The sequence below is a fragment of the Dichelobacter nodosus genome (assembly GCF_001263335.1).
Lineage (GTDB): Bacteria > Pseudomonadota > Gammaproteobacteria > Cardiobacteriales > Cardiobacteriaceae > Dichelobacter > Dichelobacter nodosus.
This window is the reverse complement of record NZ_LGVW01000013.1, coordinates 1-20,530: the sequence shown is the minus strand read 5'-3', so window position 1 is coordinate 20,530 and position 20,530 is coordinate 1. Positions and strand designations below refer to the sequence as shown.

At 44.1% G+C, this 20,530-nt stretch carries 12 protein-coding genes and 2 pseudogenes; 12 read left to right on the top strand and 2 right to left on the bottom strand.

The features are described 5' to 3' along the window. Positions 1-82: 82 nt before the first annotated feature. A complete protein-coding gene (gyrA, locus tag AKG33_RS03005) occupies positions 83-2,668 on the top strand; it encodes a DNA gyrase subunit A (RefSeq protein ID WP_050707917.1) in 2,586 nt (861 codons plus the stop codon). Between the two features lie 268 nt (positions 2,669-2,936). Continuing rightward, entirely contained in the window at positions 2,937-3,215 is a 279-nt protein-coding gene (locus AKG33_RS03000) for a DUF805 domain-containing protein (protein WP_012030666.1), read from the top strand. 78 nt (positions 3,216-3,293) lie between these two features. Here AKG33_RS03000 and ilvA read toward each other — a convergent pair. Continuing rightward, a pseudogene (gene ilvA, locus AKG33_RS02995) lies at positions 3,294-4,274 on the bottom strand (threonine ammonia-lyase, biosynthetic); the annotation flags it as partial. Between the two features lie 318 nt (positions 4,275-4,592). Here ilvA and dnaB point away from each other — a divergent pair. The 7 genes from dnaB to sucB all read left to right on the top strand — a co-directional run bounded on the left by dnaB (position 4,593) and on the right by sucB (position 13,647). After that, positions 4,593-5,978 carry a replicative DNA helicase gene (dnaB, locus tag AKG33_RS02990; protein WP_012030668.1) on the top strand — a complete coding sequence of 462 codons (1,386 nt, stop codon included), beginning with the start codon at positions 4,593-4,595 and terminating at the stop codon, positions 5,976-5,978. Next, on the top strand, positions 5,979-7,052 hold the full coding sequence (gene alr, locus AKG33_RS02985) for an alanine racemase (protein WP_012030669.1): 1,074 nt from the start codon (positions 5,979-5,981) through the stop codon (positions 7,050-7,052). Then, positions 7,045-8,409, top strand: a complete 1,365-nt coding sequence (gene radA, locus AKG33_RS02980; RefSeq protein ID WP_050707916.1) for a DNA repair protein RadA — start codon at positions 7,045-7,047, stop codon at positions 8,407-8,409. Before alr ends, radA begins: the two co-directional genes overlap by 8 nt. Positions 8,410-8,412: 3 nt before the next feature. Continuing rightward, positions 8,413-9,303 carry a UTP--glucose-1-phosphate uridylyltransferase GalU gene (gene galU / locus AKG33_RS02975; RefSeq protein ID WP_012030671.1) on the top strand — a complete coding sequence of 297 codons (891 nt, stop codon included), beginning with the start codon at positions 8,413-8,415 and terminating at the stop codon, positions 9,301-9,303. Between the two features lie 74 nt (positions 9,304-9,377). Beyond that, positions 9,378-9,794, top strand: a complete 417-nt coding sequence (tnpA, locus tag AKG33_RS02970; protein WP_012030672.1) for an IS200/IS605 family transposase — start codon at positions 9,378-9,380, stop codon at positions 9,792-9,794. A 38-nt stretch (positions 9,795-9,832) separates the two neighbouring features. Next, positions 9,833-12,586 carry a 2-oxoglutarate dehydrogenase E1 component gene (locus AKG33_RS02965; RefSeq protein ID WP_050707915.1) on the top strand — a complete coding sequence of 918 codons (2,754 nt, stop codon included), beginning with the start codon at positions 9,833-9,835 and terminating at the stop codon, positions 12,584-12,586. Between the two features lie 35 nt (positions 12,587-12,621). Next, on the top strand, positions 12,622-13,647 hold the full coding sequence (sucB, locus tag AKG33_RS02960) for a dihydrolipoyllysine-residue succinyltransferase (protein ID WP_012030674.1): 1,026 nt from the start codon (positions 12,622-12,624) through the stop codon (positions 13,645-13,647). Here sucB and AKG33_RS02955 read toward each other — a convergent pair. Further along, positions 13,644-15,485, bottom strand: a complete 1,842-nt coding sequence (locus AKG33_RS02955) for a ComEC/Rec2 family competence protein (protein WP_050707914.1) — start codon at positions 15,483-15,485, stop codon at positions 13,644-13,646. The genes sucB and AKG33_RS02955 overlap by 4 nt on opposite strands. 21 nt (positions 15,486-15,506) lie before the next feature. Between AKG33_RS02955 and AKG33_RS02950 the strand changes: the two genes are divergently transcribed. The 3 genes and pseudogenes from AKG33_RS02950 to AKG33_RS02940 all read left to right on the top strand — a co-directional run. Next, entirely contained in the window at positions 15,507-16,058 is a 552-nt protein-coding gene (locus tag AKG33_RS02950; protein WP_012030676.1) for a DUF2062 domain-containing protein, read from the top strand. A gap of 259 nt (positions 16,059-16,317) precedes the next feature. Beyond that, positions 16,318-17,196 (top strand): OmpA family protein, encoded by an 879-nt coding sequence (locus AKG33_RS02945; RefSeq protein WP_161802457.1) that lies wholly within the window; start codon positions 16,318-16,320, stop codon positions 17,194-17,196. Positions 17,197-17,242: 46 nt separating this feature from the next. Next, positions 17,243-20,530: pseudogene (locus AKG33_RS02940) on the top strand (hypothetical protein); the annotation flags it as partial.

Genomic DNA, 20,530 nt, shown 5'->3' with positions numbered 1-20,530 from the left:
AACGTGTTAAAATAAGCCGTTATTTTTCAGTAAAACCCCCGCTTAATATCGGCGGTAGTATAAAGGATCGATAAGGTAAATTATGAGTGATTTTGCACGGGAAATCGTACCGGTCAATTTGATTGATGAGATGCGCAGTTCGTATCTTGATTATGCAATGAGTGTCATTATTGGTCGGGCATTACCTGATGCGCGCGATGGTTTAAAACCTGTTCATCGGCGGGTTTTATTTTCGATGCACAAACAGGGTAACGCATGGAATAAAAAATACTCAAAATCTGCCACCATCGTTGGCGATGTGATGGGAAAATATCATCCCCACGGCGATAGTGCGATTTATGACACATTAGTCCGCATGGCGCAACCGTTTTCAATGCGTTATGTTTTGGTTGACGGTCAGGGAAACTTTGGCTCAATCGATGGCGATGCGCCGGCAGCAATGCGTTATACCGAATCGCGCATGGCAAAAATCGCGCACAGTTTATTAACCGATATCGAAAAAGAAACTGTTGATTTTATGCCCAATTATGACGGTTCGCAGGAAGAGCCAACGGTTTTGCCTACGTTAATTCCTAATTTATTAGTTAACGGCAGCTCGGGAATTGCGGTTGGTATGGCAACCAATATTCCGCCGCATCATTTAGGGGAAACGTTGGACGCCGTTTTATTTTTAATGGATCACCCTGAAGCAACCGTTTCTGATTTAATGCATTATTTACCCGGCCCCGATTTTCCTACCGGCGCATTAATTAACGGCACCAAAGGCATTTATGAAGCCTACGAAACCGGTAAAGGACGCATTTATATCCGCGCCAAAACCCATATTGAAACCGATGAACATCACGGCAAACAAACAATTGTGGTTGATGAATTGCCGTATCAAGTCAATAAAGCCGTATTGCTCGCAAAAATTGCCGAATTAGTAAAAGACAAAAAGATTGACGGCATCACGGCTTTGCGCGACGAATCCGATAAAGATGGCATTCGCATGGTTATTGAAGTGCGCCGCGGTGAAGTTGCCGAAGTGATTTTGAATCAATTATTCCAACAAACGCAATTGCAAACGACATTTAGCGTCAATATGGTTGCTTTGGTGGGCGGTCAACCCAAATTGTTGGGATTAAAATCGCTGTTAAACGTATTTATTGCGCACCGCCGCGAAGTTGTGACCCGCCGCACGATTTATGAATTGCGTAAAGCCCGCGAAAGAGCGCACATTTTGGAAGGACTTGCCGTTGCTCTTTCGAATATTGACGACATCATCAGCGTAATTAAAAGCGCGGCAGAACCGGCAAAAGCCAAAGAATTATTGTTATCTCAAGCTTGGCTTGCCGAACACGTAGCCGTCATGCTGGCTCACGCTGGCGCGGAAAATTCGCGTCCAGAACAATTAGCCGAAGAATACGGTTTGCACGCCGGCGGTTATTATTTATCGCCGGAACAAGCGCAAGCCATTCTCGATTTACGTTTGCATCGCTTGACTGGTTTGGAGCAAGAAAAAATCATCGAAGAATATCAATCGATTATTCGCGATATCGAAGGATTTTTGGCAATTTTACACATTCCCGAACGTTTAGTTGCCGTCATCAAAGAAGAATTGCTTGCCATCAAAGCGCAATTTAACGATCAACGATGCACGCATATCCTCAATACGCATTTAGATTTATCAATGGAAGATCTGATTGCTGAAGAAGATCGTGTTATCACGTTGTCGCACGAAGGCTATATTAAAGCCCAACCTTTATCCGATTACGAAGCGCAACGCCGCGGCGGCAAAGGAAAATCAGTCACTGCGATTAAAGATCAGGATTTTGTGGAGCAATTATTTATCGCCAATACGCACGACACAATGCTGTGTTTTTCCAATAAAGGAAAAGTGTATTGGTTAAAAGTTTATGAATTACCGCACGCCAGCCGCAACGCTAAAGGTAAACCAATCGTTAATTTGCTGCCGTTTGAAGCCGATGAACGGTTAAACGCGATTTTAACGACGCGCGAGTATCCAGAAGATTTATATTTATTTTTCGCTACCCAAAACGGCACCGTGAAAAAAACGCCGTTATCCGAATATTCGCGCCCGCGTGCAAACGGCATTATTGCGATAAATTTGCGCGATGACGATCAATTAGTTGATGTTGAATTAACCAATGGCGAGCGCAACATTATGCTGTTTTCTAATGCCGGCAAAGCGGTACGTTTTTCTGAAGAAACCGTGCGTAGTATGGGACGCGCGGCAGGCGGCGTTCGCGGTATGCGATTGGAGGCGGGGCAAAAAGTTATCGCTTTGTGCGTATTAAAAGATCAAGGCGATATTTTAACGATTACGGAAAATGGTTACGGCAAACGCACGCCCACCGCCGATTATCCGCAAAAAGGGCGCGGCACGAAAGGCGTTATTTCCATAATGTGCAGTGAACGCAATGGTAATGCGGTTTACGCGATTCAAGTGTGTGAAGATGAAGACATTATGCTGGTTACCGATAACGGCACTTTGGTACGCACGCGCGTTTGTGAAATTTCAACCAGCGGACGCAATACGCAAGGCGTGCGGTTAATTCGTACTGCAGAAAGTGAAAAAGTAATTGCGGCGGCAAAAATTATTATTGACGATGAGGAAGAAATTGAAGATTCCGCTGCTGAAAGCGATTCTTGCCCCGTGTTGCAGTAAACTTTTTCAATAAACAAAATAGGCGCCCACGCGGCGCTTATTTTTTGCTTCAAAACGGCGTATTTTTAAAATAATTTTTGATGGAGATTTCGTTACTTTTCAATAACGATAAATTGACCTTATTTATTGCCCTAAATACGATGTCCTCGGTATGAAATGCTTTACCGCGCTTTATACCACCTAATAACGATAGCAAGGAGAAAAGATTATGGAATGGTACATCAAATGTTTTAAAGATTATTTTAATTTTAGAGATCGCTCTTGCTGAATGGAATATTGGATTTTTTTCTTTGTTAATCTCGCCATCAGTTCCGTGTTGGGGTTTTTAGGAGAACTTGGCATAACGATTACGATGGTTTTCGCGCTGGTTACGCTTATTCCTTCTATATCGGTAGCCATTCGCAGATTGCATGATATTGGTAAAAGTGGTTGGTGGTTTTTGTTGATATTAATTCCTATTTTAGGTTGGATTACGCTTTTCGTGTTTTATTGCTTGGATAGTCAAGCTGGCGACAATCAATGGGGCGAAAATCCAAAAGAAGCGTAAAAAATCGCCAAAGAAAAAGCCAACCGTTTGGTTGGCTTTTTTATTGAACGCATCAAAACGCAATTACTGCGCTTTTTCTTCATTTTTCTGAATTTGTTCGGAGACAAAACGCAAACGATGGAAATCCATATTAGCGCCGCTATTAACCGCGATTAACGTTTTTTCTGTGCATTGTTCGCGTTTAATATACGCTTTCAAACCCGCCAAACCTAAAGCACCAGAAGGTTCGGTGATACTGCGGATATTGTCATAAATATCTTTTAACGCCACGCACACATCGTCCGTTGTTACCAAAATAACTTCATCTAATAAATCGCGGCAAATTTGGAAAGTTTCATCGCCAACACGTTTCACCGCGGTGCCGTCTGCGAAAATACCGACTTCCGGCAAAGTCACTGGTGAACCATGTTCCAAAGCCGCTTTCATGCTCGCCGCGTCTTCTGTTTCCACGCCGATGACTTTAATTTCGGGACGCACATTTTTAATATATGCCACAACGCCTGCAACCAATCCGCCGCCGCCAACGGGCACAAATATCGCATCAATGGGTTTATTGTGTTGGCGGATAATTTCCATGCCAATTGTGCCTTGACCAGCAATTACCATTGGGTGATCGAATGGCGGGATATAAGTCATGCCGGAGGTTTTCGCTAAAGTCATTGCGTGTTCATAAGCATCAGTAAACGATTGTCCCGCTAGAACAACGTTTCCGCCGCGCGCTTTAACGGCGTTTACTTTAATTTTTGGCGTGGTTTCCGGCATGACGATTGTTGCTTTGCAGCCGAGTTTTTGTGATGACAAAGCCACACCTTGCGCATGATTGCCGGCGCTGGCGGTGATTACGCCTTTAGCGAGTAAATCTGCTGATAAAGATGCCATCATGTTATAAGCACCGCGGATTTTAAAAGAAAAAACGGGTTGTAAATCTTCCCGTTTTAACCAAATATTATTTTTAAGTTGTGCTGATAAACCAGAAGCTAATTGCAACGGCGTTTCCACCGCAACATCGTAAACGGAAGCGGTTAAAATTTTTTGAAGATAATGTGCATGTGTATTCATTTTTTATCCTTTATGTTCCTTCAGTAGATTTATTTACTATGAAATGCGTTTTCAAATGCAATTCAGCGCCCGTTGAGTTGATATTATCAATCATTTTTACGAAGACATCGGCACATTACACCTGAAAAAATAGGATTTCAAGGAAAGCGCGGCGGAAGCCTTTTAAATAAAGGAGAATAATGTTTATCGAACGTATGATTTAATTATTTTTTAATTCAAAATATGGCAAATTAAAGTAAAACCCTTTTTTTCTGATAACTTCGGTTTCGCAAGCGCTGTGATATAACCGAAGTTTCTTTTTTCTTATGGAGCATAAATATGATCGAATACGACAATCAGAATAATCGCGTCAAAGAATCTCCCAAATCGCAAGAAGCTGAACAAGCCGTTATTGGCGCTTTATTGTTGGATAACGACCGTTGGGACGATGTTGCCGATTATCTGATTGCTGATGATTTTTTCTTTCAAAATAATCGCTTAATCTTTCAAGTAATGAGCGAACTTTCTTTGCGCAATGAACCGTTTGACGTTTTAACCATCGGCAATCTTTTGCGAGAAAATGAAGCGTGGGAACAAATGGGCGGCGGCGAATATTTGCGCCAATTAGCCATGGAAACGCCGAGCGCGAGTAACGTCATCGTTTATGCCAAAATCGTGCGCGAACAAGCCATTAAACGCAAATTAATCGCGGCTGCTGGCGATATTGCCAACAGCGCTTATTTTCCAGAAGGGCGCGATGCGCGCAGCATTTTAGATAACGCCGAACAAAAAATATTTAACATCGCGGAAATGTATCAAAAAAATACCCGCGACGGATTGCAAAGCATTAAAAAAGCGGCGGCAGAAACGTTGCGCTACATTGAAGAATTAAGCAAATTAGATTCGCCGATTACTGGCATTTCTACGGGATTCGTCGATTTAGATCGCGAAACTGCTGGATTGCAACGCGGCGATTTAATTATCGTTGGTGGACGACCATCGATGGGAAAAACATCTTTTGCGATGAATATTGCCGAAAGCGTGGCGATTGGCAGCGGGTTGCCGGTGGCGATTTTCTCGCTGGAAATGCCGGCGCGATCATTGGTTATGCGATTAATTGCTTCTTTAGCGCGCGTGGATAACAGTCGCCTGCGGTTGGGAAAAATTAAGACTAATGAAGAAATGAGTAAATTTACATACGCATTGCATCAACTCAATCAAGCGCCGATTTTTATTGATGATGGCGGTAATATTTCTGTGCACGAATTGCGCGCGCGCGTGCGGCGTTTAAAACGCGAACAGGGCGAATTGGGGTTAGTGTTAATTGATTATTTGCAACTTATGCAAATGCCAGATAATAGCGAAAACCGCGCCACGCAAATGGGCGATATTTCGCGGGCGCTGAAATTATTAGCTAAAGAAATGGACGTGCCCGTCATTGCTTTATCGCAACTCAATCGTGCTTCGGAAAAACGCATGGATCAACGCCCCGTGATGTCGGATATTCGTGAATCGGGCGCAATTGAACAAGATGCTGATGTGATTATGTTCGTTTACCGCGATGAGGTTTATCATAAAAACCGCGATGATAATAAAGGACTGGCAGAAATTATCATCGGTAAACAAAGAAACGGTCCCATCGGAACGGTGAAACTCGCTTTTCGCGGCGAATTTACCCGTTTTGATGATTATTCGGACAGAGAAATGCCAGACTGGGAAAATTAAATGCGAGCCTTAAAAAAGATTATTAATTTAAATGCACTACGCCATAATTGGGCGCTGATAAAACAACGCAGTTTACCGGCAACGCCGATGGTCGTTTTAAAAGCAGATGCTTATGGACACGGTATGACGACGGTGGCAAAAACGCTTGATGATGCGCGTTATTTTGCCGTTTCTTGTATTGAAGAAGCGATTGCTTTGCGCCATTTGGGCATTGATACGCCGGTGGTTTTATTAGAAGGCGTGTATCGCGCTGATGAATTATTGTTATGCGAATATTATCAATTCGATACTTTAGTGCACAATTTCCGGCAAATGCAGTGGTTAAAAGAATTCAACGGCAGCGTGAAAGCGTGGTTAAAAGTGGATTCAGGCATGCATCGCTTGGGATTTACGCAAGATGAAATTGCCGAGGCGTTCGCGCAAGCGCACAGTTTGCCAGTCAATATTCAATGGCAAGGCGTGATCACGCATTTTGCCTGTTCCGATGAAGACGATTTAACGCATGCTAAAAAGCAATTAGCATGTATGGATCGTTTAGTGTTGCCGGCGCACTGGAAACGTTGTTATGCCAATTCTGCGGCGATTTTTGCGTTACCACAAGCACATTATGATTACACGCGCAGCGGCATCATGCTTTATGGATTATCGCCTTTTATGCACGGCGACGGCAGCGCTTACGGTTTGCAGCCAGTGATGACCGTAATTACCGAAATTCTTGCCGTGCGTCATTTGGAAAAAAATGAAACTGCAGGTTATGGACAAGGATTTACTGCGCCGGAAAGCGGTTGGCTTGCAACCATTGCTTTGGGATATGGCGATGGTTTTGCGCGCACGATTACCAGCGGCGCGGTGCCGGTTTTAATTGCGGGACAACGTTATCCTTTGGTGGGACGCGTCGCTATGGATATGGCAATGGTGTGGTTAGGATCGGATCGATACGCAGAAGGAACCATTGTTGAATTGTTCGGCAGCCATTTACCGACCGAAGAAGTGGCGCGCGCTGCCGGAACCATTCCGCATACTTTAACCACAATGTTGATGCCGCGCGTGCACGTGGAGATCGTGGGTGGCTAAAATTAAAACGCAATTTGTGTGTCAATCCTGCGGCGCCGTTCACCCAAAATGGCAAGGTCAATGCAATGAATGCGGCGCGTGGAATCAACTCGAAGAAACGCGTGCACCGGCAAAAACGCCATCAGCACCGCCGCGCAATGGTTATGCCGGTATCGTTTCGGAAAGCGTACAACGCCTTGATGCCATTGAAATTCATCAAGATGTGATTTTGCCCAGCGGAATCAGCGAATTTGATCGCGTTTTAGGCGGTGGATTGGTGCACGGCAGCGTGGTTTTAATCGGCGGCGACCCCGGCATTGGTAAATCAACTTTGTTGTTGCAAGCCGTGCATCAATTGGCGTTGAAAACCTCGTGTTTATACGTCAGCGGTGAAGAATCGCCGCGGCAAATTGCGTTGCGCGCTCAACGTTTGGGGCTGTCGCAAGAACATATTTTTTTATACAACCAAACACAAGTCGAACTCATTTTGGCAACCGCCGAAGCCGAGCAGCCCAAAGTACTCGTAATCGATTCCATTCAAACTTTATTTAGCGACCAATTAACCGCCGCCGCGGGATCGGTTTCACAATTACGCGAATGTACCGCGCAATTGGTACGTTTTGCTAAAAAAAGCGGTACAACCATCTTCTTAATCGGACACGTCACCAAAGAAGGCGCCATCGCCGGCCCGCGCGTTTTAGAGCATATGGTTGATACGGTGCTTTATTTTGAAAGTGAAGTAGGTAGCCGTTTTCGCATTTTGCGCGCGATTAAAAATCGTTTTGGACCGGTCAACGAATTGGGCATGTTTGCCATGTTAGACAATGGTTTAAAACCGGTTACTAATCCTTCAGCGCTTTTTTTATCGCGTCCGGAGGAAAATCAAGCCGGTAGCGTGGTGTTGCCGGTTTGGGAGGGAACGCGGGCGTTATTGGTTGAAGTGCAAGCTTTGGTGGATAAAACCAACAGCAGTTATCCGCGGCGGTTGACGCAGGGATTGGATAGTTCGCGTTTGGCAATGTTATTGGCAGTTTTGCATCGACACGGCGGCATTTCTATGCATGATATGGACGTTTACGTCAACGTCGTTGGTGGTTTGAAAATTAGCGAGACGGCGGCAGATATGGCAGTATTAGCTGCCTGTGTTTCGAGTTTTCATCACCGCCCCATTGCGCGTGATTTAGTGATGATTGGAGAAATTGGTTTGGCAGGAGAATTGCGCCCCGTGGCAAATGGTGAAGCGCGTTTAAAAGCCGCTGAACAGCATGGTTTTAAACGCATGATTTTGCCAAAAGCCAATCGTTTGCGCGTGAAAACGACGATGGAATTGCTCATCGCTACCACGTTAACCGAGGCTTTGGCATATTTAATGGAGTAAATTATGGTAACGGATAAGATTAATTTAGCGGTTTTTCCAGTTGCAGGTTTTGGAACACGTTTTTTGCCGGCAACAAAATCCACCCCGAAAGAAATGCTGCCGGTGGTGGATAAACCTTTGATTCAATACGCGGTTGAAGAAGCATATGATGCCGGAATTCGCAATATGGTTTTTGTAACCGGTCGCAATAAATGGTCAATTACCGAACATTATGATGTTGCTTTTGAATTAGAAAGCGAATTGCAGGCGAAAAATAAAACCGAATTTTTGCAATTGGTGCGCCAAATCAAGCCCAAAGATATGAACGTTATTTTTATTCGTCAGGAAATGATGTTGGGATTGGGACATGCCGTGTTATGCGCGGAGCCGGTGGTGCGTAATCGTCCTTTTGCGGTGTTATTAGCCGATGATTTGGTAGCCAATCCAGATGGCGCGCCCGTGATGAAGCAAATGGTTGAATTATATGAAAAACATCAACAAGGCGTGATCGGTGTACAAGAAATTTTACCGGAACATACAAAACGTTACGGCATCATCACCGAAGCAGCTAAACTCGATGAACGCACTTCCATGATTGCCGGCGTGGTGGAAAAACCCGAGCCAGAAGTGGCGCCGTCGCGGCTGGCAATTATTGGACGCTATATTTTGCCCGGACAAATTATGGAAGTTTTAAAAACCACGCCAAAAGGTGCCGGCGGCGAAATTCAGTTAACCGATGCGATTGCCGTATTAATTCAACAAAAAACATTATTGGCTTACCGCTTTTTAGGCAAACGCTACGATTGCGGCGATAAATTGGGCTATTTACAAGCCAACGTAGAATTTGGTTTAGCGCACCCACAATTTGGCAGCGATTTTAAAGCTTATTTGCAAAGCCTTTCTTTTACCGAATAATTTGCCGACCGCTGTCATTGCTTGCCAGCGGTTTTTTTCAGTACAATTAGGCAATTTTGGGCAATTGAATATCTATGATGGATTTGGAATTTAACGCGCAGCATCAATGCGTTTATAAGCTGACTTACCATTTAGTGCTGGTGACGAAATACCGCAAAAAATGTTTTACCGACGTGATGTTAACGCGTTTGCATTTGATCGTAAAAGAACTTTGCCAGAAATGGGGTATTCAATTGCTCTCATTTCACGGCGAGCCAGATTATGTGCATTTATTGTTGGATTTGCACCCCAATATTGTGCCCAGCCGTCTGGTTAATCAATTAAAAAATGTGACCAATCGCCTCATTCGTAAAGAATTCGCAAATCATTTAGCGCAATATTATTGGCAACCCGTTTTGTGGGCGCGGAGCTATTGTTTATTAACCCACGGCGACGTTCAAACGGTGGATATCATCAGACACTATCTTGAAAGACAAGAAGATTTTGATTAAAAAACGATGATAATCACTCGTTTATCAAGGAAATAGAAATGACAAAAACCGCGCAAAAATCTGCTTACAGCAGCGAAAATGCCGCTTATTTAGAGCAGTTATACGAACATTATTTAACGCAACCCGATTCCGTGGCGCCGCAGTGGCAAAACTATTTTGAGCGCCTCAATCAGCAATCATCGCCTGCTTTTATGACACATTCGGAACATGCCGCAACCGCATCAGTTCAAGAAAACGCTGCGCACGGGCAAAAACAAATCGGCGTTTTAAATTTAATCAGAGCATATCGCGTGCGCGGTCATCGTCACGCTCATCTTGATCCGTTAACCAACGCGCCGTCCGAAGACATTGCCGCATTGTCTTTAGCCGCGCACGGTTTAACCGCCGCCGATTACGCCACTGAATTTGCCGTTTTCGGCGCATTTGGACAAAAAACCATGCGGCTTGCTGATTTAGTGGCGCGGTTAAAAGCGACGTATTGCCATCATATCGCGCTGGAAACCAGCCACATCGAAGAACAAACTGAAAGCGATTGGTTATATCACTATCTTGAAACGTATGCCGGCAAATATCCGATTTCCGCCGCGCAACAACACGAATTATTAACGCAATTAATCGCCGCTGATCGTTTTGAACAATATCTACATCAGCGGTACGTAGGACAAAAACGATTTTCGCTTGAAGGCGGCGATGCTTTAATTCCTTTGCTTAATCAATTAATTATGGAATTAGCGCACAACGGCGCGCAACAATTATGCCTCGCGATGGCGCACCGCGGGCGGTTAAATGTATTAGCGCACGTTTTGGGAAAACCGGCTGCGCGGATTTTTGCCGAATTTGAAGGGCAAACCGCTTCCGCGGCGCCGATAAATGGCGATGTGAAATATCATTTGGGTTTTACGGCGCGGGTGCAATATCAAGCGCAAAGCGTTCAATTATCATTAATGTATAACCCGTCGCATTTGGAATTTGTAAACGCCGTGGCGCTGGGTTTTGCGCGGGCGCAATTAGAACATTGCAGCGAAAAAGAGGGCGCGACGATCATGGCGGCGGCTGATAAAGTGGTGCCGATTTTAATTCATGGCGATGCGGCGTTAAGCGGTCAGGGTATTAATCAAGAAGTTTTGCAATTGTCGCAATTGCGCGGTTATTTTTGCGGTGGCGCCGTTCATATCGTGGTGAATAATCAAATTGGTTTTACAACGACTAAAACAGATGCCCGCTCCTCGCTTTATTGCACGGATATTGCCAAGTCCATTCAAGCGCCAGTGATTCATGTTAACGGTGACGATCCGGAAGCGGTATTTTTTGTGGCGCAACTCGCCGCGGCATATCGTTTGCGGTTTCACAAAGATATTTTTATTGATTTAGTGTGTTACCGCCGTTTGGGACACAATGAAGCCGATGAGCCGGCGATCACAAATCCGAAAATGTATGACCTCATTCAACGCCACGAAACGCCGGCGCGCATTTATGCCAATCAATTAATCGCCGCTGGCGCGCTGCAAGAACATGATTATCAAGCGTTGATTGCGGATTATATGCAGCGTTTGAAACGGGGCGACGTTTTAGCGCGGGCGCAAGAAATTGAAACTCAAAACGCGGAAACATCAGCGATTGAGGAGCCGCTCGAAACTGGCGTGGCGCGCGCGCAATTGCAACAATTAGGCGCGCGGCTTTTTGCGCCGCCGGAAGTGTTAAACATTCACCCCATCGTGGCGCGGTTATTGACTCATCGTCAGCAAATGGTTGACGGTCATCAAGATTTAGATTGGGGTTGTGCGGAACATTTGGCTTATGCCAGTTTATTGGCGGAAGGTTATTCATTGCGATTGTCGGGCGAAGATTCGGGACGCGGCACGTTTTCGCATCGGCAGGCAGTTATTCATGATCAAAAAAATGAAACGACTTATTGCGCGTTGCAACATATTGCGCCCAATCAACGCCGCGCGCAAATCATCGATTCATTATTATCCGAAGCGGCAACTTTGGGCTTTGAATACGGTTATGCCTGCGCTGAACCGCAAGGATTGGTGATTTGGGAAGGACAATTTGGCGATTTTGCCAATGGTGCACAAGTGATCATCGATCAATTCGTCAGTTCCGGCGCCAGCAAATGGGGGCAAGATTGCGGTTTAACGCTATTTTTGCCGCACGGTTTTGAAGGACAAGGTCCGGAACATTCTTCCGCGCGGCTGGAGCGTTATTTGCAATTATGCGCGCAGCACAATATGCGCGTGTGCAATCCCACCACGCCAGCGCAAATTTTTCATTTATTGCGGCAACAACTCCATCAACGCGCGCGCCGACCGTTGATCGTGATGACGCCAAAATCATTATTACGCCATAAATTAGCGACCAGCCCGATTGCGGCATTGACGGAAGGAACTTTTGTGAACGTTTTTGATGATGCGGCAATAGAAAATCCGGAAAAAGTGCGGCGCGTGATTTTGTGCAGCGGAAAAATTTATTACGATTTATGGCAAAAACGGCGCGAGCAAGGAGATGAGCACACAATCGCTTTGATTCGTTTAGAACAGTTATATCCTTTTCCGGCTGATGCTTTGGCTTTGATTTTAAAAAACTATTCGGCGGCGGAATTGATTTGGTGTCAGGAAGAACCGCGCAATCAGGGCGCGTGGCGTTATCTTTATGAATGCTGGCACGATTTAAGCGAGCGTTCTATTCGTTATATTGGGCGTGCGGCTTCAGCGTCAACGGCAGTTGGCGATGCTAAAAGACATCTTGCCGAACAAAATACATTTATTACTCAAGCGTTAACCTGCGCTTAAAGTAGGGCGCAATCAAACGCATCATTGGAGAACTTATGAGTACTGAAGTTAAAATTCCAACTTTACCCGAATCTGTTTCTGATGCCATTTTGGTGAATTGGCATAAAAGCGTTGGGGATTTTGTGGAGCAGGGCGAAAATTTAATCGATTTGGAAACGGATAAAGTAATGCTGGAAATGCCGGCGCCGGTCAGCGGCATTATCGCGGAGATTTTGCAAGAAGACGGTATGACGGTTATCAGTGGACAAGTTATCGCGCGTATTGAAGAACAAAAGCAGCAACACGAAGTGCCGCCGGCGAAAAAAATCACAATAGAAGAACCCGTTATTACCGAACCGTCAGCGGCAGAGCATTTCCCGTTATCGATGGAAGAACGCGTGCCGATGAGTCGTTTGCGCAAAAAAATCAGCGAACGGTTGTTAAATGTGCAACAAACCACAGCGATGTTGACGACGTTTAACGAAATCAATATGCAGGCGGTGATGAATTATCGCCATGATTTTCAAAATGATTTTGTTAAAAAATACGGCGTTAAATTAGGATTGATGAGCTTTTTCGTGCGCGCGGCGGTGGCGGCTTTGCGGCAATTTCCCGTGATTAATGCCATGATTGATGGTGATGATGTGGTGTATCGGCGTTATTGCAATATTGGCATTGCAGTTGCGAGTCCACGCGGATTGGTGGTACCGATTTTGCGCAACGCCGAAACGTTGAGTTTTGCCGATATTGAGCGGCAAATCAAAATCTTTGCCGAAAAAGCTGCCGACGGTTCATTATCTTTGGAAGAAATCAGCGACGGTACTTTTACAATTACCAACGGCGGTACTTTTGGTTCGATGTTATCAACGCCGATTTTAAATCCGCCGCAAAGCGCGATTTTGGGCATGCATGCAATTGTTGACCGACCTATGGTGGAAAATGGTGCGATCGTGATTCGTCCTGTGATGTACGTAGCGTTGAGTTATGATCACCGTTTAATCGATGGGCGCGAGGCAGTTTTGTTTTTGAAAACGATTAAAAATATGCTTGAGGCGCCGGCGCGATTATTGTTAGACCTTTAATTTTTGCGCTGCGTGCATAAAAGAATGTGTTCGGTGAGGGCATCTATCGTTTTATGATCGGGCGGCGCTTGATCCAGTTTTTTAAGAAGATGAATCAATGTGGGTGCGGTGCAGTTTTTATGCGGAAAAGGAAATGTTGCTGCGGGAAATAATGTGATGATTTCCATGTGGGGATAGGCATTTTTCAGGGTTTGCGTGGCAGTTGTAGAAAAGATGTGGTTATCGGTTAATAACAATTGATCAGGTTTTTGACCGCGGCGACGCAATTCGGGCAATAAATAACGTTCGGCTTCATCGTAATAAAGATTGCGGTAACCGCTGTTGATGATGAATGTGTGCTGATGAGTAAATAAAATGCGGGCGTGGCTGCGCGTGGGACTTTGATAATAATTTGGTGCGGTGTAATCGGCATAAATTTGTCCAACGATGGCAATCATTATGCCGAGCAATGCCAATCGCTGATGACGCAGTAATCCGCATAAAAAAGCGATGCTGACGAGCGCCGCGGGAATGATTTGCGGTTGCCAATTCGGCGTGAGATAAGCAAAAGGTGTGTCCGCGGCAACGGTGATGAAATTGAGATAATTTTGCACAAACGCGGCGGCAAAATCGGCAAAAAACGGACAACATAATCCTAAAAATATGCTCAATAATAACGGCGCCAGCAGCGGAATCACGATGCAATTAACCCAAAATCCGCTCAAACTGATGCCGCCAAAAACCGCCCAAATCAGCGGCAATAAAATCAATGACAATAACCATTGCAAACCGAGCCATTGTTGCAGCGGAGAACGGTGGCGCCAACGCGTGATTACGATGATGACGGTTAACGTTGCTAAAAATGATAACCACGCGCTGAGTGAAAAAAGCGCAGCAGGATCAAAGATCAGCACAAAAATCGCCGCTAAAGTTAAATTGTGATGATGAATATTAAGCCGTGGAAAAAACCATGTGCCGGCGAGCGTGGCAAACATAATCCAAGAACGAATCACCGGCGTATGCGTGCCGCTGATTAAGGCAAAAATGCCGCCAAAAATCAGTCCCGCAATTAAGCCGATGCTGCGCGGTGCGGCGTATGCCGTTAAACGTTGCGAGAAACTCATTAATCGACTGCTTAATAAATAAAATAAAGCAATGACGATGCCTAAATGTAATCCAGAAATCGCAAGCAAATGATTGGTGCCCGTTTTTTGCAAAATGATGCGGTCTAAACGCGTTAATTCGTTTTGATTTCCGATGATGAGCGCGTTAAGCCAGCGTTGTTGTTCGGCGGGAAAAAGCTGTTTGAGGCGCTGGTGAAGGGTTTTTCTAAGCTGCATCAAAGAAAAAGCTGGCGGCGGTTGCAGATGATCGGGCGTGGTTAAATGGGTGTAATAACGAAAAGTGCCGGCGCGGATTTGCAGCGGTGCGGTAAAAATGGCGCCGAGCGGTGGTGGTGACGATTGATAATGGTTGGCGATGAGCTCGGCATTAAGTTGGGGACAATCGCCGGTAAGTAATCGCAGCGGAAAATGGTAACCAAAACCTTTATTGCGCTGCGGAAAATCGCTGATTTGCCAAGTGCCGCGGCAGATAAAAGGTTGGGAGGTTTGGGGTAATTGTTGTTGCGCGCGATGGTATCCCAAACAAAAAAGTAAAACAAAATAAAGGATTGCGCGCCGCCATAAAATGTTATGACGGCTAAAAATTGTAATGATGATAACGCCGGCGCCGTAAAAATAACCGCCGTTTTGGGGGAAAATGCGCTGCAGCAAAATGCCGCCGGCAAGCGCCAGCAGTGAATAAAAAAGTAGTGCGTGCGATAATGCGAGGCGGTTTTCATTTTGATTTTTAAGCATGAATGCGGTAAGGAGTAAACGATGAAATTCTTTTTTAAACGCATTTTACCGAATGCTGACACTTTTCGTCGGCAGCGGTTTTTGCAACCGTTGTTGCAGCGCATGCCGTTTGCGCAAGTTTGGCAAGTCAATCGTTTTACCATTGCCGGCGGGGTGGCGGTGGGCGCGTTTTTTGGCAATTTACCGATTCCAGCACAAACGTTTTGCGCGGCGGCGGGGGCGATGTTTTTGCGCGTGAATATGCCGATCGCCGTGATCGTAACGTTTTATAGCAATCCTTTGACGATGACGCCTTTATCTTATTTGAATTATCGCGTGGGCGCGTGGGTGAGTGGAATCAGTATTGATCCGGATAATTTAACCTTTACTTTTCATAAGCTTACTAAATTAACCGGCGAAATTTTGCTGCCGCTTTTTACCGGTTCGGTGGTGTTGGGTTTGTTATATGCAAGTATTTCTTATCTTGTTGTGCGGTTTTTGTGGTGGATACATGTGCGGCGGAATTATCGCTGGCGCGGTTATCATTGGTTGGAGCGTTTAAAAATGAAAAGGCGTAAAAATCGGGATTTATAGTGAAAATATCTTGTAAATTATGATGAAAACCGACGATTTTTTATGAAACGCGCGATTTTTAGCGCGTTTTTTATGTTGTCCGGATGAGCAATAATTTAAAAACTTATTAAAATTGTCCATAACAGTATTTACTAAATACAACATAATATTTATCTTTATGTTATATAAATAATTTTTTAGATTAGCTCGATTCTTGCTTATACCATCCCATAGAGTTAACAATTGATTATTTTTGAGAAAAATGAATGTGGAGTGGCAAATGTTGAAAGTGACAGTAATCCGTTTTTTGATGGCATTAATTGTGCCGGCGTTTTTGAGTCAGGCGTTTGCGCAAGATAGCGATGACGGCGTGCGGCAGGTTAATCATGTGCGTTGGTATAAAAAACAAGCCGTTGATTTTAGTAATACGGCGAATCAGTCGGCGCCTAATAATAGCGCGAGCTTGATTTTTGTGCGCACTGATGATGCGGATAGCGTTGATACCAGCGCCAATATTGCGGTGAATGGTCGTTTTCAAACCAGTTTGCAGGCAGGAAAATATAGCCAAGTTTATTCTTGTTCGGGCGTGAACTATATCAGCGTTTTGCCGACGCAGGAGCGTAGTAATGATTTGCAATTTGATGCTACGCCTTATCAATTATCCGCTGGATATACGTATTTCTTTTTAGTTGATGTCGATAATTCGGGACGCGCGCAGATAACGGGTATTTCGCGTTCACAAGCTGAGCAATATTTTGCCCGCGCGAGTATGCAAACGCATCAAATCAGCCGCGTAGTGCCTAATTGTCCGCCGGCGCCCGCGCGCATTGAGCTTAAAATTTTATTCGATAACGACAAGCATTTTGTTAAACAACAATATTATTCAGAAATTGAAACGGTTGCCGGCTATTTGCGCCAATATCCCAATACAACGGTGACGCTTGAAGGGCATACCGATAGCAATGCCAGCGAACAATACAATATTAATTTGTCACAACGGCGCGTTAATGCCGTTAGAGATGTTTTGATTCAGCATTACGGCATTTCTCCGGCGCGGATTTCAGCGGTGGGCTACGGTGAGAGTCAACCGATTGCCAGCAACAATACTGCCGCAGGACGGCAACAAAATCGGCGCGTTATTGCCGTTTTTCAGAATTAATAAAAATACAACTATAAGAATTTAAAAGATTATTGAAGGAATTATTATGAAATCTATTATTGTTAAAATCCATAATCACAAAGAAACCGTTGATCAATTACAAGTTGTAACTCATGACGGGCAACCTACGGTTATTAAAGCAGAAAGCGACGCCAATTATGAGTTTTTTGATGAAAGCATTAATTGCGCGCCCAACCATATTGTGGTTAAACGTGAAGGCGATGATTTGCATGTTTCTTTTGAAGAACAAGGCAAAGATTCGGATTTAATTATTCAGGATTTTTATGCCAATGATGATAAATCTTTGATTGGATTGGCAGAAGACGGAAATTATTATAATTATGTTCCTGATACTGGCGAGATTAGCGATTATGTAACCCAATTGCATGCCAGCCAAATTGAAGGGCACGCTTTGGGCGGCGAGCCGATGATGGCACCATTTTGGATTGTTTCACCGCATGCGGGTTTCCCGTGGTTAGCTGGTGCGGGATTGGTTGGTTTGGGTTTGGGCGCGGCAGCGTTAATTCACAATAATCATCATGATGATAATCCGAAAGGTAGTAATGGTGGTGATGGTGGAAAAGATCCGCTCAAACCCTCTATTTCTTTGGGGACAACAGAAAGACACTCAATAGAGAATACAGATAAGCTAGAACTTGCTTATGCGGTTACAGTAAAAGGAAAATTAGAAAATAATAGTAAAGTTACCTTAAAGGTGATTGATCAGCACAATGCGCCGCATACCGACATTGAAGCAAGCGATTTTACCCATATCGCGATCAAAAGAGCAGACGGAACAATCTTTAAAGAATATAAAACTGCAGCAGAAATTGAGCATTTCTTAAATCATGGGGAATCAGTTGATATTGGTGCAGGTGATTACGGCGCAGGTAAAGAAGTCCTCATTATTGAATATACCGTTGCTAACGATGGAATATATGAACCGTTAGAAGTTTTAAAAATGAAGCTTGAGCATACCGACGACTTCAAGACAGAAAAAACAAGTGACGTTGGTTATATTCACGATGGTAATAAAGATCCGAACGTACCATATAAACCGTTTGAGCCCACAAATCCGGATAATCCGAATGAAGGAAACCCCAATCCGAATGATGGCGATAAAAAACCAGAGCCGCCAGCTCCGAATCCACCGCATGATGATCTTCATAATGATCTTATTGCTTCCATTGCAAGGAATGAGACGGCTTCAGAAGAAGGTGATTACGTAATGCTGCACACAGTTTCTTTGAGTAAAGAAGCAAAAGAGACTGTTAAAATTCATTTCAAAATTGAAGATTCAAATGCGCAATACAGAGCAGAGTATGGTGTGGATTATGAATTTTTGATCGATGGTAAAGCAACGAATGGTAAGGTTGAATTCGATCCTACAACTAAAACGGGAACGATTACTATCGAAGCCGGTCATAAAGAAGCGGATTTGAGAATTAGAGTCATTAAAGATGACGATCCAGAAGTAAAAGAGCTATTTAAAATTGTGCTTACCGATCCTGGTCAAGGTGGTCACTATCATGTTGATCATAATCATAATGAAGTAGTTGATATTATTACTGATATTGGTGACACTAAAAATACTGTTCCAAAAGTTACTATCAGGGCGAAACGTGATAGTTCGGTTGAAGGCGGTAAAAATGGCACTGATGAATTAGAATTTGTCGTTAAAATTGATAAAAAATATGGTAAAGACAGTGTAGTGACTGTGAAGCCGGTTGGCGGTGATGTGAGCGCGGAAGATATCGTGAGCATTCGCTATATCGGTAAAGACGGCAAAGAACATACAATCACCGATGCCAACGAAGTTAAAAATTTCTTTGATAATGGCGTTGAAGTTTGCATTCCTTCCGGGGCAAAAGAAAGCCCGATCACTTTTGTAGTGAAAGATGACGCTAAATACGAAAAAGTAGAAACCTTAGAGCTAGGTTTGGACGAAAAGGGCGCGGTAAACGTAGTTGTCGATCCTGTAAATAATAAAGCCGACGGAATGATTAAAGATAATCCAGCGCCACAAGATCCGAATAAACCGCCGTTTGATCCTAAAGATCCCGATAATCCGAATAATAATCCGCCGGAAAACAATACCGAAGGCGATAATCCAGCAGAACCAGTTGCCAAGATTGTGGCAAAAGATGGTAAGGCTGTAGAGGGAAGCGACAATGATTTGGTGTTTAACGTTACACTGGATAAAGTTTCTAGTGATAAAGATGGCGTTGTTACCGTAAAACCAATTGGCGGCGGTGTGAGTGCTGAAGACATTGAAAGCATTACCTATATCGGCAAAGACGGTAAAGAACATACGATCACCGATGCCAATGATATTAAAAATTTCTTTGATAACGGTGTTGAAGTTGGTATTCCCGCCGGCAAAACAGAAAGCCCGATCACTTTTGTGGTAAAAGATGATAAAGATTATGAAGTCGTGGAGACTTTAGAATTGGGTTTAAATAAAGATAATGCGGTGAACGTAGTCATCGATCCCGTAAATAATAAAGCCGACGGAACGATTAAAGATAATCCGTTGCCCCCCGATCCGAATAAACCGCCGTTTGATCCTAAAGATCCCAATAATCCCAATAATAATTTGCCACCAGATAATACCGAAGGCGATAAACCAACAGAACCGATCGCGAAAATTGTGGCAAAAGATGGTAAAGCCGTAGAAAAAGATGATACGGATTTGGTGTTTAACGTTACCCTAGATAAACCTGCGGAAAAAGATAGCAGCGTGCATGTAAAACCCGTTGGCGGTAAAGTCAGCGCTGAGGATATTGAAAGTATTACTTATATCGGCAAAGACGGTAAAGAACATACGATTACTGATGCTAATGACATTAAAAATTTCTTTGATAATGGTATTGAAATTGGTATTCCCGCCGGCAAATCAGAGAGTCCAATCACTTTTATTGTGAAAGATGATAAGGATTATGAAGTCGTAGAAACTTTAGAATTAGGTTTAAGTAAAGATAATGCGGTGAACGTAGTCATCGATCCCGTAAATAATAAAGCCGACGGAACGATTAAAGATGAACCGCTGTATGAACCAGGCAAACCGCCGTTTGATCCTAAAGATCCTGATAATCCCAATAATAATTTACCGCCAGATAATACCGAAGGCGATAGACCCGGTTATTCAGATGATGATAGAAGATCTCCGGCTACCCCAAGAATCCTCCTGAAAGCGACGAAGGACGTCGCGGTGGAAAACCGTACGGATAAAAACCAACTGGAATTTAAAGTCAGCATAGATGGAACCGTAGGAAAAGATGAAGAGATCGTCTTAAAAGTAAACGATGCTGTGAAATCCGACATTACGAAAGAA